At 54.6% G+C, this 14,610-nt stretch carries 12 protein-coding genes; 2 read left to right on the top strand and 10 right to left on the bottom strand.

Going from position 1 to position 14,610, the window contains the following annotated elements:
- Window positions 1-20: 20 nt before the first annotated feature.
- The 9 genes from SIK97_RS01460 to allA all read right to left on the bottom strand — a co-directional run bounded on the left by SIK97_RS01460 (window position 21) and on the right by allA (window position 10,876).
- The gene (locus SIK97_RS01460) at window positions 21-1,328 is read right to left on the bottom strand and encodes a uracil/xanthine transporter (protein WP_047724295.1); all 1,308 of its coding nucleotides are present in this window, start codon (window positions 1,326-1,328) and stop codon (window positions 21-23) included.
- 160 nt (window positions 1,329-1,488) lie between these two features.
- A complete protein-coding gene (allB, locus tag SIK97_RS01455) occupies window positions 1,489-2,850 on the bottom strand; it encodes an allantoinase AllB (RefSeq protein ID WP_032748354.1) in 1,362 nt (453 codons plus the stop codon).
- 131 nt (window positions 2,851-2,981) lie between these two features.
- Window positions 2,982-4,436 (bottom strand): allantoin transporter, encoded by a 1,455-nt coding sequence (locus SIK97_RS01450; RefSeq protein ID WP_047724296.1) that lies wholly within the window; start codon window positions 4,434-4,436, stop codon window positions 2,982-2,984.
- A gap of 79 nt (window positions 4,437-4,515) precedes the next feature.
- A complete protein-coding gene (locus tag SIK97_RS01445) occupies window positions 4,516-5,772 on the bottom strand; it encodes an MFS transporter (RefSeq protein WP_032748352.1) in 1,257 nt (418 codons plus the stop codon).
- 53 nt (window positions 5,773-5,825) lie between these two features.
- Window positions 5,826-6,704 (bottom strand): 2-hydroxy-3-oxopropionate reductase, encoded by an 879-nt coding sequence (gene glxR, locus SIK97_RS01440; RefSeq protein ID WP_047724297.1) that lies wholly within the window; start codon window positions 6,702-6,704, stop codon window positions 5,826-5,828.
- Between the two features lie 119 nt (window positions 6,705-6,823).
- Window positions 6,824-7,600: a hydroxypyruvate isomerase gene (hyi, locus tag SIK97_RS01435; protein ID WP_032748346.1), complete on the bottom strand. Its 777-nt coding sequence runs from the start codon at window positions 7,598-7,600 to the stop codon at window positions 6,824-6,826.
- Between the two features lie 13 nt (window positions 7,601-7,613).
- Complete coding sequence (gene gcl / locus SIK97_RS01430) at window positions 7,614-9,395, bottom strand: glyoxylate carboligase (protein ID WP_032748342.1); 1,782 nt, start codon at window positions 9,393-9,395, stop codon at window positions 7,614-7,616.
- A gap of 88 nt (window positions 9,396-9,483) precedes the next feature.
- Window positions 9,484-10,302: an HTH-type transcriptional repressor AllR gene (gene allR, locus SIK97_RS01425; RefSeq protein ID WP_032748339.1), complete on the bottom strand. Its 819-nt coding sequence runs from the start codon at window positions 10,300-10,302 to the stop codon at window positions 9,484-9,486.
- Window positions 10,303-10,393: 91 nt separating this feature from the next.
- The gene (gene allA / locus SIK97_RS01420) at window positions 10,394-10,876 is read right to left on the bottom strand and encodes an ureidoglycolate lyase (RefSeq protein ID WP_032748336.1); all 483 of its coding nucleotides are present in this window, start codon (window positions 10,874-10,876) and stop codon (window positions 10,394-10,396) included.
- A gap of 211 nt (window positions 10,877-11,087) precedes the next feature.
- Here allA and allS point away from each other — a divergent pair, with 211 nt between their 5' ends.
- Both allS and mnmH read left to right on the top strand, forming a co-directional pair.
- Window positions 11,088-12,011 carry an HTH-type transcriptional activator AllS gene (gene allS, locus SIK97_RS01415; protein ID WP_057173781.1) on the top strand — a complete coding sequence of 308 codons (924 nt, stop codon included), beginning with the start codon at window positions 11,088-11,090 and terminating at the stop codon, window positions 12,009-12,011.
- Window positions 12,012-12,098: 87 nt separating this feature from the next.
- Window positions 12,099-13,178, top strand: a complete 1,080-nt coding sequence (gene mnmH, locus SIK97_RS01410) for a tRNA 2-selenouridine(34) synthase MnmH (RefSeq protein WP_032748330.1) — start codon at window positions 12,099-12,101, stop codon at window positions 13,176-13,178.
- A 117-nt stretch (window positions 13,179-13,295) separates the two neighbouring features.
- Here the strand turns inward: mnmH and SIK97_RS01405 are convergent, their stop codons facing one another.
- The gene (locus SIK97_RS01405; RefSeq protein ID WP_032748329.1) at window positions 13,296-14,441 is read right to left on the bottom strand and encodes a porin; all 1,146 of its coding nucleotides are present in this window, start codon (window positions 14,439-14,441) and stop codon (window positions 13,296-13,298) included.
- Window positions 14,442-14,610: the final 169 nt, after the last annotated feature.

Raw genomic sequence — 14,610 nt, 5'->3', positions numbered from 1 at the left:
GTTCATCCTTTTTAATGTCATTACTTAATACGATCCCAGGGAATGAGATTTTCCATCACCACCGCCAGCAGCACGCCGATTAATAAGCCGTTGCCTAATAGCGGCCGAATTGTCAGGGGCAGCGTCTGGAGATAGACCGGCGGCAGGCCCATTAAAAAGATGCCGATAAATAACGGCAGCGCCAGCCGGTAGATATTTCGTGCGGTGAAGGTGATTTGTTTACTGAAAGATAAGCTGGAATATAACAACGGAAGATAGGAGACCAGCATGACCGCACTGCTAATCGGCAAAGGCAGCGTGGTAAAAAAGTGGGTCAGCGGCGTAAATAGTCCCACCAGCAGACAGCACAGGCAGCCGATAATAAACGGCTGGCGCGAAGTCTCTCCAGTTTGGGTTAATAAACCTATCGATGAAACAAAAGGCGAAAACGGCACCACGCTGAGCGGAACCGTTATTAAGGTCATCAGGCCGGAGATAATAAAGCTTCGTCGGTAGCGGGTATTGCTGGCGCCCTGCTGGGGATAAAAAACGTCGCTACCGCGAATTGCGCCGTAGGTATTCGTAATATTCACCAGCCCCGCCAGCAGCGCCGTCAAAATAATGCCGGGGCGTAGCTCCCCGCCGTAGCCAAGTGGAAACCACTGCCAGTGAATCGGCCCGGATGCCATCGTGGCGGGCGGAGTGCGAAACAGCAGGTACCAGCCAGCCCAGCCTACGAGGGTGCCAAACAGCAGGGCATAGCGAGCAATGCCGTCCGTAAGAAAAATGATCATCCCCAGCACCAACAGCATCACCGCCAGCGCCAGGCTAAACGGCGCCAGCTGAACGCCCACGTTAGCCTGGGTCGAACTGAAAGGCAGCCCGAGCATGCCTTTAAAAAAGATCGTGGTGAGCTGCGCGCCGAGCAGCAGCATAAAAAAGACCATGACCGTCGGGCTGAAGAGCTTCGCCAGACGGTGACCGATGCCGCTCACGCCGATGATGATGGTGAATATCGCCGACAGAGAGATGCCAACCGCCAGGCTTGACGCAATGCTGGCAAACGGAGTGCCGCGCGCGGCTTCACCGACGGTGACGGTCAGGATAGTGCTCCACCATAGTCCCGTAGGCCCTTCCATAATCGCCCGACGATGGCCCAGCAGCGCCTGCGCCAGGCAGGCCAGCCCGGTGGTGATAAAGCCGTACTGAGTCAGCGTAATCAGCGCGCTGGCGGGCAGCTGAAAAGCAGACTGTAATGTCGGCGGTACCACGACGGTGTTGCAGAAAATAAAGAAGAACCATTGAAATCCCGCCAGGGTGTTTCGTTTATTGAGCGGAAATACCACCATGATTGAATCCTGAAAAAGCGCCTGCCGTTAAACAGGCGCTGAGCATGGAATGGGGCAAGTGATTCCCCGGGTCGCGGCTTACGCCTTATCCGGGCGACAAATCGGCTCGTAGCCCGGAGAAGGCGTTTACGCCGCAAGCCGGGAATTCACCGGATCCCCGTTACTGCTGATGCTTAAGGATAAATTTCCCCTTCGGCGCGTGCGGGAAGCCCTGCTCGATGTCATAGATCACATCGCCGCGCAGGAGGGTTCTGGCGATCCGCGCGCCAATCGTACGGCCGACGTAAGGGCTGACTTTATGGCGATATTCGAGGTCTTCCGCCTGCAGAACGTAGCTGCTGTTCGGCTGAATAAACACCAGGTCGGCGTCTTTGCCCGGCGCGATGCGGCCCTTATGCTTCAGGCCGAAAATATCCGCGGCGTTGGTCGCCATCAGGCGAGCAAACTGCGGCAAAGGCATACCGCGCTTCTGCACCGCTTCATCGAACATGACGTCCATACAGTTTTGCAGACCGGCAATCCCGCCCCAGGCCTGCATGATATTGCCCGCCTTCATTTCCGGCGGGCACGGAGAGTGGTCGGACACCAGGCAGTCGATCTCACCGTTGAATAGCTTTTCCCACAGCCCTTTCTGATTTTCCGCGTCGCGGATCGGCGGAGAGCATTTCGCCAGGGTGCCAATCTTTTCAAACTGTTCGGTATCCAGTACAAAGTAGTGCGGGCAGGATTCGCAGGTGACATCCTGACCTTCCTGACGGGCGCGCGTCACTTCGGCGACCCCTTCCGGGCTGCTGACGTGGCACACGTGCAGGCGGCAACCGGCGACCTTCGCCAGATACAGAACGCGGCGGATCGCCTCAACTTCGGTGAATACCGGACGGGAGGCGACGTAATCATGGGCGGTCACGCGCCCTTCTCTTTTCGCCTCTTCGCCCAGCTCATCGCAGATCAGCGCGTTTTCGCAGTGCACCAGTACCGTCTGCTTCATCTCGGCCAGCTTTTGTACGCCTTTGAAGAACTGCCAGTCGTTAACGTCGCGGAAGTCATTGTCAATCCCGCGATCGCCGCAGGTCGCGACGAAGCATTTGAACCCCACCACGCCCACTTCATCCAGCTCGTGCAGCCGGTCCAGGTTATAGGAGACCAGGCCGCCAAGCTGCGCGGCATCGATGGTCAACTTGCCTTTCGCGGCGTCGAATTTCAGCTCAATGGTCTCTCGATCGACGGTTGCTGGCAGCTGGTTCAGCGGCATTTCGATCATCGTAGTGATGCCGCCTTTTGCCGCCGCGCGGGTGCCCGTTTCGTATCCTTCCCAGTGGGTACGGCCCGGCTCAGAGATGTGCGTATGCGCATCGACCATCCCCGGCGAAACGATCATCCCCGTGGCATCCATGATCTGCTTCGCTTCGCCCAGGTTTTCACCGATAGCGGCAATTTTGCCGTCAGCAACCGCGATATCGATCATCCGGGATTCGTTTTCCAGAATGACGGTGCCGTTTTTAATGATTAAATCAAAAGACATATAAAACTCCTTGTATGTGTACAGACGATTAAGCCGCCATACTTCTGTCTGCAGCCATGTGGACCGCAATATCAATGGCTTTGGCTCTTGAAGCTTCATCCATGAAATAAACTTTCCTGATTATAATAAAATCAATTCACAGCATTGGGGCGCGCCAGGTTATTCGGCTGGGCCCGTTTTTTCAGCAAGGCGTAGGCGGCAAAAGCGACAATAACACCAACAAACCACGACACGCGGGAGAACGGTTCGAGCAGCGGAATGAGTTTTCCGCCGAGCGATAAAACAACCGCCACAATCGTTACCAGGAATGCGGTAACGTTAAATCCATTATCGAAATATTTATAATCTCCAGGCGCGGTGTAAAGTTCATCAAGATTAATTTGCCCGCGCATGACGATAAAATAGTGCGCCATCATTACGCCAATAACCGGACCCAGCATGCCGCCGATAATATCGAGAAAAAGATAAATACTGTCCTGATTTTCCATTAATTTCCAGGGGCAGATCAGCAGGCTAATAATACTGGCAATCAGCACGCCGTTTTTATAGGTCAGTTTCGTGGGAGCAATCGCCGCAATTTGATAGCCCGCAGGAATAATATTACCGGTGGCGTTGGTGGAGATCGTGGTCATTAATATCACCAGCACCGCAAAGAACGAGGCAAACAAGCTGTCCCATTTCTGCACAATATCCAGTACATTCCAGGTATCCATACCGTAATGGATACTGGCGCCGGCGATAATGCATACTCCGGCCACCGCGAACAGAATATAGGCCACCACTAAGCCAAGGGTTTGCCCAACGGCCTGCTCGCGAAACGAACGCGCGTTCTGGGTAAAATCCGAGGCGCTCACCGCCGGCGCGGCCCAGACGGCAACGACCGCATTGATAACGACCAGGAACAGGAAGCCGGTATGCTCCGCTTTCGCCACCCCGGTCGGCAGATAGTCGAGGATCGGACCGATCCCGACCAGCGAGATAGCCCAGATAGCCATGCCACCGAAGACAATGTAGATACAGGGATTGAGGATTGCGGTAAATTTATTGAGAACTTTTCCGCCGCCGAAACCGATCCCCACGTTAATCAGCCAGAAAACCAGAAAGGCGATCATCCCCGGCAACGACAGTCCCAGCAGCTTAAAATCACCGCCGAGCGTCAGAAACTCGGGCCACAGTTTGCCTAATAAGATCAGGAATGCCAGCGAGCCGGCATAGCATTGCAAACCAAACCACATAATTGCCGCAATGCCGCCTCTGAGCAGGCCGGGTAATAATGCTCCACGCACACCGTAGGAGGCTCTTAATATCATTGCAAAGGGGACGCCGTATTTACTTCCGGCAGCACCATTAAACACCATAACCAGGGCAATAATAAAAGCACTCAATATTATCGCCATCATTATACTAAACGTTGACAGCCCGAGAATAAAAAAACCACCCACCATCACATAATTAGGTACGTTGTGTACGGAGCCCATCCATAAGGTAAAATAGTTAAATGTTTTCCAGTTACGCTGCGAGGCTACTTTGGGCAGTAGATCGTCGCTATAACCCCTGGCTTTGTACAGGTCTTGAGTTTGTTCCATAATTCCCTCTTAATACGCATCGGATTACGTTTGTAGGTTTAGCTATGTGGAACAACAAATTTTAATTATTTATTTTTTATTATACTGGGATTGTCTTTGACTGTATTTTGTTCTTACGCAAGGTAATTAGCGCAAACAGTATCGTTCCGGTAATAACTAATCCGGCAGACATCACAAAACTAATTTCTTTTGAACCGGTCAGGTCGGAAATAAAACCGGTGAGCGTCGGTGCGACCACTGCTGAACTCATGCCAAAGAAATTAAACAAGCTAAAGGCGCGGCCTAATGTTTTCGCTGACGCCTGCTCGGAAACGAACGAGATAAGAATCGGGTCAACGGCCATTTTGCCCAGCAGTCCGTACAGCACCAGGCTAATCATCAGCATGGTGGTATTCGGCGAGAGAACGGTAAACATCAGCATGGCCGCGGCGACAATCTCCAGCCCGAGAATCACTTTGACTTTACTGTCGCGGAACTTATCCGAGAGATGGCTGAAGAACAGCGCGCCCGGCACCCCGACCACCGCCACCAGCGCGGATGCAAAACCAATGGCGCCGCCGTCAAAGCCGCGTTCGGTCTGGAGATAAGAAGGCAGCCAGGTGACGATCAGGTAGTAGCCGTAGCAGGTGCAGAAATAGAGAAAGTAGACGCTGCACAGCAGCGGCGAAAACAGCGGCGCCGATTTCTCTTCAGCGACCGGAGCGGCAGCCGCTGCACCAGGCTTATTCTCCGTTACGGCGGGCTCTTTTAGCTTGCGGCGAATCACCAGGGTAAACACGCAGAGCATCACCACCAGGATCGCGGCGACGATAAACAAGACGTTTTGCCACGCCATGTGCATGCTTTTGACCAGAATGCTCGAGCCAATCAGGCCAATCCCCATGCCGATGGCGGAGCCGCTGTTAATGATGGCGTTCGCCAGCGCCCGGCGTTCCTGCGGCACATTGGCCGAGGAGAGCGAATAGGCGGAACTAAAAAACGACGCGCAGCCAGCGCCGGCCAGCAGCGAGCCGATATAAATCAGCGTCAGGTTTCCCGCATTAGCAATACTCAACGTACCAATAATAAACAGCGAGAAACCGCACATCAGCATAATTTTTTGCCCCAGCTTATCGACCAGAATGCCGCAGGGGATCTGCATTCCGCAATAGGCCAGAAAATAGAAGCTGGCAATCGCGCCGATTTCAGCATTACTGACGTTACCTAAGGACGCCTGAATTTCCGGATAAATAGGTGTTAATACGGTACGATAAATCCATATTGCCACCCAGCCCAGACTCATGACCACGACTATTTTCTTCCAATAGTCGACACCCGTTTTATTGATAGTATCCATAAATTCACCCGTGAGGTTTAAAAAACGCTGCCGGAACCGGCAGCATTTTCTTATTACGATATTTTATGATTTGCCATTAATTCCAGCGCCTGAACTAAAGACGAGTGGTCTAATTCACTGCCACCGTTGGCGGCGCAAGTGTTAAATAACTCCTGACAGGTTGCCGTATTCGGTAAATTAAGCGCCAGTGCTTTCGCGCTCTGCAATGCCAGATTAAGATCCTTCTGGTGCAGGGAAATTTTAAAGCCGGGATTAAACGCCCGGTTCAACATTCTTTCGCCATGCACTTCCAGAATACGCGAGGAGGCGAAGCCGCCCATCAGCGCCTGACGCACGCGAGCGGGATCGGCTCCGGCTTTAGACGCGAAAACCAGCGCCTCGGACACTGCTTCAATATTCAGCGCGACGATAATCTGATTGGCGACTTTACAGGTCTGACCGTCGCCATTACCGCCTACGAGGGTGATGTTTTTACCCAGAATATCAAACAGCGGTTTCACGCGGGCAAAGACGTTTTCATCGCCACCGACCATTATTGAGAGCGTGCCTTCACGCGCGCCGATTTCGCCGCCGGATACCGGAGCATCCAGATAATCCGCGCCCAGCTCGCGCACCTGCTGCGCAAACCGCTTGGTTTCAATCGGCGAGATAGAGCTCATATCCACGATGGTTTTCCCCTTCAGCGCCGCTTTGGCGCAGCCGCGCTCGCCAAACAAAACGTCGGCAACCTGTGGGGTATCCGGAACCATGATAAAAATAATCTCCGACTGCGCCGCAACCTGCTCGGCGGTAGCCAGATGCTGCGCGCCTTGCTTAAGCAGGTCGTCAGCAACCGGGCCGATGGTAGTAACGTGCAGAGCGTGGCCTGCCCTGGCAAGTCGGAGCGCCATCGGGGTGCCCATAATACCCAGACCAATAAATCCAAGTTTCATAAGTTTCCTCTCAGAATTTCTGTTTCGATTTACCCGGGCAATAGTTATCCCTTCCTGTTGTCAGGAAATAAAACCCCTGAGTCTGGAATAATAAATACTGCCCAAAGATAAATTAAAAATTAGCGGTAGTGATTAAACCATGTCAAACCCGCTTCGGTGGTGGTCAGCGGTTTATATTCGCAGCCCACCCAGCCGTCATAGCTTGATCTATCAATAAATTTAAAAAGATAATCGTAATTAATTTCACCGGTCCCCGGCTCACCGCGATTCGGATTATCAGCAATCTGTAAATGACCAATACGGTTAGCATAAGTTTGCATCGTATGGGTTAACTCCCCCTCCATCCGCTGCATATGGTAAATATCGTACTGGATTTTCAGATTATCGCTGCCGACCTCATCAATAAGCGCCAGCGCCTGATGAGTGGTATTCAGATAAAAGCCCGGCATATCGAAGTAATTAATCGGTTCGATCAGCAGCAGAATACCTTCCTGCGCCAGCGCGGCAGCGGCAAAACGTAAATTCGCCACCAGCGTGGAACGAATATGATCCTCGCGGTAGCCAGGCGGGGTTTTACCCACCAGGCAGTTGATTTTGCGATTGCCCAGCGCTTTGGCATAGCGGATTGCGGCATCCACGCCTTCGCGGAACTCCGCTTCGCGACCGGGAATACAGGCTATGCCGCGCTCTCCCGTCGCCCAGTCGCCGGCGGGTAAGTTATGTAAGGTATGCTCCAGCCGGTTGTCGCTCAGCTTTTGCTTTAATACCTCGGGCGCATAATCATACGGGAACATAAACTCAACGGCGCGAAAACCGCAGGCCGCCGCTTTCTCAAAACGATCCAGAAAATCATATTCCAGAAATAACATCGAAAGGTTGGCTGAAAAGCGCAACATAGGTTCACCTCATTTATTCATATTTCATAAAGCAGGTTTCGGTTGGCGCATCGATGGCGCTATCGGCAACATCTTCAAACTCCATCACGTTATCCAGCTCGCTACCCATGGAGATATTGGTGACCCGCTCAAGGATCACTTCCACAACAACCGGTACGCGATACTCTTTCATCCAGGCTTTCGCCTGCGCCAGGGCGGGCGCGATATCCTCCGGCTTGAAGACGCGAATCGCTTTACAGCCGAGACCCTCGGCAACCTTGACGTGATCGACGCCGTAGCCATTCACTTCGCTGGAGTTGATGTTTTCGAACGCCAGCTGGACGCAGTAATCCATATCGAACGCGCGCTGCGACTGACGAATCAGGCCCAGATAGGCGTTGTTCACCAGCACGTGGATGTAAGGAATATTGAACTGCGCGCCCACCGCCAGCTCTTCAATCAGGAACTGGAAGTCAAAGTCGCCGGAGATGGCCACCACGTTACGCTCCGGGTCAGCGGTGCAAACGCCCAGCGCGGCAGGAAGCGTCCAGCCCAGCGGCCCGGCCTGGCCGCAGTTGATCCAGTGGCGATCTTTAAACACGTGCAGCATCTGCGCGGCGGCGATTTGCGACAGGCCGATGGTGGTGACGTAGCACACGTCGCGACCAAAGGCTTTATTCATCTCTTCATAAACGCGCTGCGGTTTGACCGGCACGTTATCGAAGTGGGTTTTACGCAGCAGCGTACGCTTGCGCTCCTGACACTCGGCAACCCAGCGCTCGCGACGCGGCAGGCGGCCCTCTTTTTGCATCTGCTGTGCGATATCCACCAGCTGAGCCAGCGCCGCTTTCGCATCGGACACAATGCCTAAATCCGGACACAGCACGCGGCCAATCTGCGTCGGTTCAATATCGATGTGGATGATTTTGCGACCTGCGGTGTACTTCTCAACGGAACCTGTATGACGGTTAGCAAAGCGGTTACCGATGCCGAATACCAGGTCGGAGGCCAGCAGCGTGGCGTTACCGTAGCGATGCGCGGTTTGTAAGCCGACCATCCCGGCCATCAATTCGTGGTCATCCGGGATACAGCCCCAGCCCATCAGCGTTGGGATGACCGGAACTTGCATGATCTCAGCAAATTGCTGCAGCAGCGCTGCGGCATCGGCATTAATCACCCCGCCGCCGGCGACAATCACCGGACGCTCCGCCATCAGCAGCATCGCCAGCGCGCGTTCGATCTGCGGACGAGTCGCCACGGGTTTATAAGCCGGGAGCGGCGCATACAGCTCGGGATCAAATTCGATTTCCGCTACCTGAACATCATAAGGCAGGTCGATCAATACCGGTCCCGGTCTGCCGGAACGCATCAGATGGAAAGCCTGCTGCAGCACGCCCGGTACCAGCGCCGCTTCGCGCACGGTAACCGCCATCTTGGTCACGGGCTTAGCAATGGATTCAATGTCGACCGCCTGGAAATCTTCTTTATGCAGACGCGCGCGCGGCGCCTGGCCGGTGATGCACAAAATAGGAATGGAGTCCGCGGAGGCAGAATAGAGCGCGGTGATCATATCCGTTCCCGCCGGGCCCGATGTCCCCAGGCATACGCCGATATTACCGGCTGCGGCACGCGTATAGCCTTCTGCCATATGGGACGCGCCTTCCACGTGGCGAGCCAGAATATGGCGGATCCCGCCGTGCTTGCGCATCGCGGAGTAGAAAGGGTTAATCGCCGCGCCAGGCACGCCGAATGCGGTGGTAATCCCTTCTTTTTCGAGTACATGCATTGCCGCGTCGACGGCTCTCATTTTTGCCATTTTTTACTACCTCACTATATTGGAAAATTTTTCCAAACTTGAACAAAGCCAAAAAATCCCCGCTCCTCAGAGCGGGTCTGTTCGGCGATCACTCTGCCTGGGGTTTCAGTCCCAGCGCGGTGCTGATATTCCTTGCCGTCTCCCTCACCAGCTCTCCCTGGCTGACAAAACGGTCCGGGGTTAAGCGGGACGCCGGCCCGGAAATCGAAATCGCCGCCACAACGGATCCGACATCATCGTAAACCGCTGAAGCAATACAGTTTAATCCTGTCACGTGCTCCTCCTGGTCAATGCTGTAGCCGCGGTCGCGCGCCTCATCCAGATTTCGCTGCAGGACCGGTAAATCCACGATCGTCGTCGGCGTAAAGCGCTGCAGCCCGGTCTTCACAATCACATCCACCAACTCATCCGGGGACAGCGGGTACAGCAGCGCCTTTCCGGCCCCAGAAGCATGCAGCGGCAGCCGGCTGCCGAGCGGCGCGCACATCCTTACCATCGATTTGCACTCCTGCTGGCCAATCAACACCGCTTCGTTGCCGTTACGAATCGCCACGTTTACCGTTTCCCCTGACATCAGCATCAGCCGCCGCATGAAAGGTCCGCCGACGGATAAAACATCCCGGTTATGGATGTACGCCGAGCCGACATTGAATGCGCCAAGCCCGATGTGCCACCAGCCTAGCTGCGCGTCCTGATAGACAAAATCCGCGCCCTCCAGCACTTTAAGCAGGCGAAAAGTGGTCGATAACGGTAAGTCCAGATTCAGGGAAATATCGCTGACCGACGAGCTGCCGCCGCTCTTTTCAAGGTATTGCAGTATCGCGATCCCTCTCTCCAGCGCCTGTGCGCCTTTTTGCGCGGAAGGCTCCTGCTGGCCCGGCCTTCCCCGCCTTCTCACTTCTGTCATACCTCGATTATCTCCGGCTCAAAACCTGAGCATAAATAGTGTGTAAGCGCCCACATGTTATGCAAGATAATCGACAGCGTCACGTGCAACCTCACGCAAAGCTCAGCTCCACGGTCGGGATCTCCACGACATCGCAGTTATCTTTTCCGCCGCGATCGACGGTTAAAAAATCGGTTTCGCTCTGCCAGGCAAACAGCGGGTGATGCCAGACATTACGATGATAATTTACCCCCTGACGGCCATTGGAGATAAACGCCCGCAGCGTGCTCATGTCCGGCTCATCGCCTCCTGCCGCCACCACCACCACAAAGGCTTCGCCGTTCATCGGCACAAATGCCTGGGTGCCTAGCGGATGACGTTCCAGCTCGGTGACGACAATCGGCAATACCGCCGGCTGGGCCCGATTAATACTGATTAGCGTGCGATCCTGCTGCAGGGTCTCCACCATGGCCAGATCGTGAAAACGCTGCACTTTGCCATCATTAATATGAAAAAAATCCTGCCCTTCCGTTTCGATAACGTCCCCGTAGGGGCGGAATGCTTCGCGCGTCAGCGGCAATACCTCTAGCTTCATTGCAATATCCCTTAGTCATTAAAAACCGTCGCCCTCCTCATACCTTGAGGGTGATAGATGTACCGGTCAATTCATGGCCATCTCAAAGTGGTATCAACTATAAGTTGGAATAATTTTCCAAAACCTGATTTAAGCCACATAATTGAGAAGGTTATTATGAAAAAATACTTAAAAATCATGGGTGAATTATTAAATTACGAGGAACATGGCGATGCTAGACCCCGAAACACTACGTACCTTTGTCAGCGTCGCGGAGACCGGCAGCTTCTCCAGAGCAGCGGAAAAACTCTATAAAACCACCGCCACGATTAGCTATCGCATCAAACTGCTGGAAGATAACACCGGCGTCGCGCTCTTTTCGCGCACCACGCGCAGCGTCCTGCTAACCCCTGCCGGCATGCATCTCCTGGCGCAGGCCAGAGAGTGGCTGGGCTGGATTGACAGCATGCCCGGCGAGCTGCAGCAGATTAACGATGGCGTGGAGCGGCAGGTGAATATTGTGGTGAATAACCTGATGTATGCCCCCCAGGCCATTGCGCGGCTGCTGGCCTGGCTCACCCAGCGTTACCCTTTTACGCAATTTCATTTTTCACGACAAATTTATATGGGCGTCTGGGATACGCTCCTGCACGATGACTTTTCGCTGGCCATCGGCGTCACCGGCACCGAACCGTTAGCGGAGAATATTGCCGTCGCCCCGCTGGGCGAAGTGACCTGGCTGTTCGTGATGTCGCCGCAACATCCGCTCAGCCAGCAAACCGACCCGCTGTCGGAGGCCCAGCTGCGCCGCTATCCTGCGGTCAATATTGAAGACAGCGCGCGGAGATTGACAAAGCGCGTCGCCTGGCGCCTGCCGGGACAAAAAGAGATCGTGGTTCCCGATATCGAAACCAAAGTTGCCGCCCATATCGCTGGCGTCGGCATCGGCTTTTTACCCGAGCCGCTGTGCCAGACGTTTATCGCTCGCGGCGAGCTGGTTTCCCGGCAAATTCCGGCCATGCGCCCCCCCTCTCCGCTGAGCCTCGCCTGGCGTAAAGATCATCATGGAAAAGCGGTGCAGGATATCGCCTCGCTGTTCGGCCATTCGGCCCCGGAAATTCAGGGATTCCTGACGCTATTCAGCGATATACCGTGAAAAATCAATTCAGCAGGGCGCTCACCGCGTACAATAGAGGAATTATCGCGTCGAGCGACGCGTCTGAATGGCTTAACGGTTTAAATGATGGAATTAGTCCCACAGAATATTCGGCAGATTCTCGCCAGCGATACGCCGCTGATTGACGTACGCGCCCCGGTTGAATTCAGGCAAAGCGCCATGCCCGCGGCGATCAACCTGCCGCTGATGAACGATGACGAGCGTGCCGCCGTCGGCACCTGCTATAAGCGTCAGGGGCCGGACGCCGCCCTCGCGCTGGGCCATCAGCTGGTCAACGGCGAGATTCGCGCCCACCGCCTCGCCGCCTGGAAAGAGGCCTGCGCGCGCTATCCCGAGGGCTACCTGTGCTGCGCTCGCGGCGGCCAGCGTTCGCATATCGTCCAGCAATGGCTGAAGGAAGCGGGCGTGGATTACCCGCTGATCGTCGGCGGCTACAAAGCGCTGCGCCAGGCGGCGATACAGCTTACCGAAGAGCTGGTGCAGCGCCCTATCGTGCTGATCGGCGGCTGTACCGGTAACGGTAAAACCCAGTTGGTCGGCGCTCAACCGGACGGTATCGATCTCGAAGGGCTCGCCCATCACCGCGGCTCTTCATTTGGCCGAACCCTGCAGGAGCAGCATCAGCAGGCAACCTTTGAAAATCACCTGGCCGTGGCAATGCTCAAAAAGTCAGGGCAGCAAACGCGCTGGGTGCTGGAGGATGAGGGGCATATGATTGGCGCCAATCACCTGCCGGAGTGCATGCGCCTTCGCATGGCGCAGTCGCCGCTGGCGGTGGTGGAAGATCCGTTCGCTGTCCGTCTTGAACGGCTGCGGGAAGAGTATTTTGCGCGCATGCATCATGATTTCCTGGCGGCCTACGGCGAAGAGCAAGGCTGGCAGGCGTATAGCGAATATCTGCATCATGGTCTGTTCGCAATCCGCCGCCGCCTCGGGTTACAGCGTTTTGCCCAGCTCACCGCCCGGCTTGATGAAGCCCTGCTTGAGCAGCAGCGAACCGCCAGCACCGAAGCCCACTTCAGTTGGCTGGTTCCCCTGCTGAACGAGTATTACGATCCGATGTACCGCTACCAGCTCGGCAAAAAAGCGGAGAAGATTATTTTTCGCGGCAGCTGGCAGGACGTCGCCGCCTGGCTGGCGGAGTAATCACATCCTCTCTTGTCCCGGCTTGCGGCGTAAATGCCTTAGCCGGGCTACGGGTCCGCAGACGGCGGTGAACCTGTAGCCCCGGCAAGCGCAGCGTCACCGGGGAAGTGTCAGCGCTTAGAAGTCGTAGCGCAGACGCACCAGGTTCATATCGCCCAGGTTGTCGGTGCTCGACGTGAAGACGTGTTCATAGTCAACGCGGAAACCATAATCCAGCTGGAAGCTCACGCCGACGCCGTTATCAATCCGCTGATAGTTGCGGCCGTTCACGTACTGCAGGCGGTCGCCCATAAAGTACGGCTGAATAGATTTCACCGCATACTGACCAATCGGGAATTTATAACCGGCAAAGTACTCAATACCCCAGGCATCGCCCGCGAAGTAGTTATGAACATCGGTTTTTTTGGTGGTCAGGAAGTTCTGATACCAGCCGCCGCCGAAGGAGAAGGTCCAGTTATCCGGCGTCCAGCTTAGCGCGGTACCGACAATATTCTGATCGTATGATTTGCTGTCTGAACTGGAGGGGTTACGCATATCGGCGCGGGTATAGTTCCACGCTGCGCCCCAGGTCAAATCCTTCATGATGTGGTAATCGGCGCCGATGGAGCCGCCGCCTTTACGCTTGTAGCGCAGGCCGTTGCCCGGCAGATATTCGCTGTCCTCAAACAGATAAGAGGCGTAAAGATCGACATCGCCAACGGTTTTCTTATATTTCAGCATATTGCGTGAGCGATAGGAGCCATCGTAGTCGCCGTTGATGCCGTTACCCGGCGCCTGGCCTATCATGTCGTAATCCCAGATATCGGTTTTTACCCCGACCACGTCGTAATAAACGCTGTTCTGCTGACCGTAGGTTAACGTCCCCCAGGTATCGCTTTTCAGGCCGGTATAGAGCATACGGCGGCTGGTGTTATTCGCGCCTTCGGCGTAGTGGTTATCCCAGTCGAAAAGCGCCGGAACATTGACGCCCAGCTCGTAGTAGCTGATCCAGCTAATATCATCGAACAGATAGTAGTCGGCGGCGAAGCGGAAACGGGTACCGCCATCGAAACCGTTACGTTTATAAGAGCCTTTGTCTCCGTCGCCGGACATCATGTTGAACTGGGGACGGATGCTCCCGCCGACGGTGAAATTAAGCCGGCTTAACGGATCGCCCGCCTGCGGATCTTGTTTTAAAAGCGTAATTTCCGCCTGGGATGCAAAAGAGGTTAACGCCAGGGCTGCGCCGATCGTTATCGCCAGCGCTTTTATTTTATGTGCCATACTTTTTCCTTGATTAATAAGCAACCTTATATTTGCCAGTTGAATATTAACTGCGATCGAGTATGGCGTGTTGTTGAGTTTTTAATGTTTCGTGCGGTTAAAAATCAGTGACTTACCATTTTGTGCCGTTAAAAAAACTGTGGTTATCTTTTCATCGCCATGTCATTAA

Source organism: Klebsiella sp. JN_Kp126 (assembly GCF_033843325.1).
Classification (GTDB): domain Bacteria; phylum Pseudomonadota; class Gammaproteobacteria; order Enterobacterales; family Enterobacteriaceae; genus Klebsiella; species Klebsiella michiganensis.
Note: the sequence above shows the minus strand (reverse complement) of the source record. Positions and strands in the feature narration are given on the sequence as shown.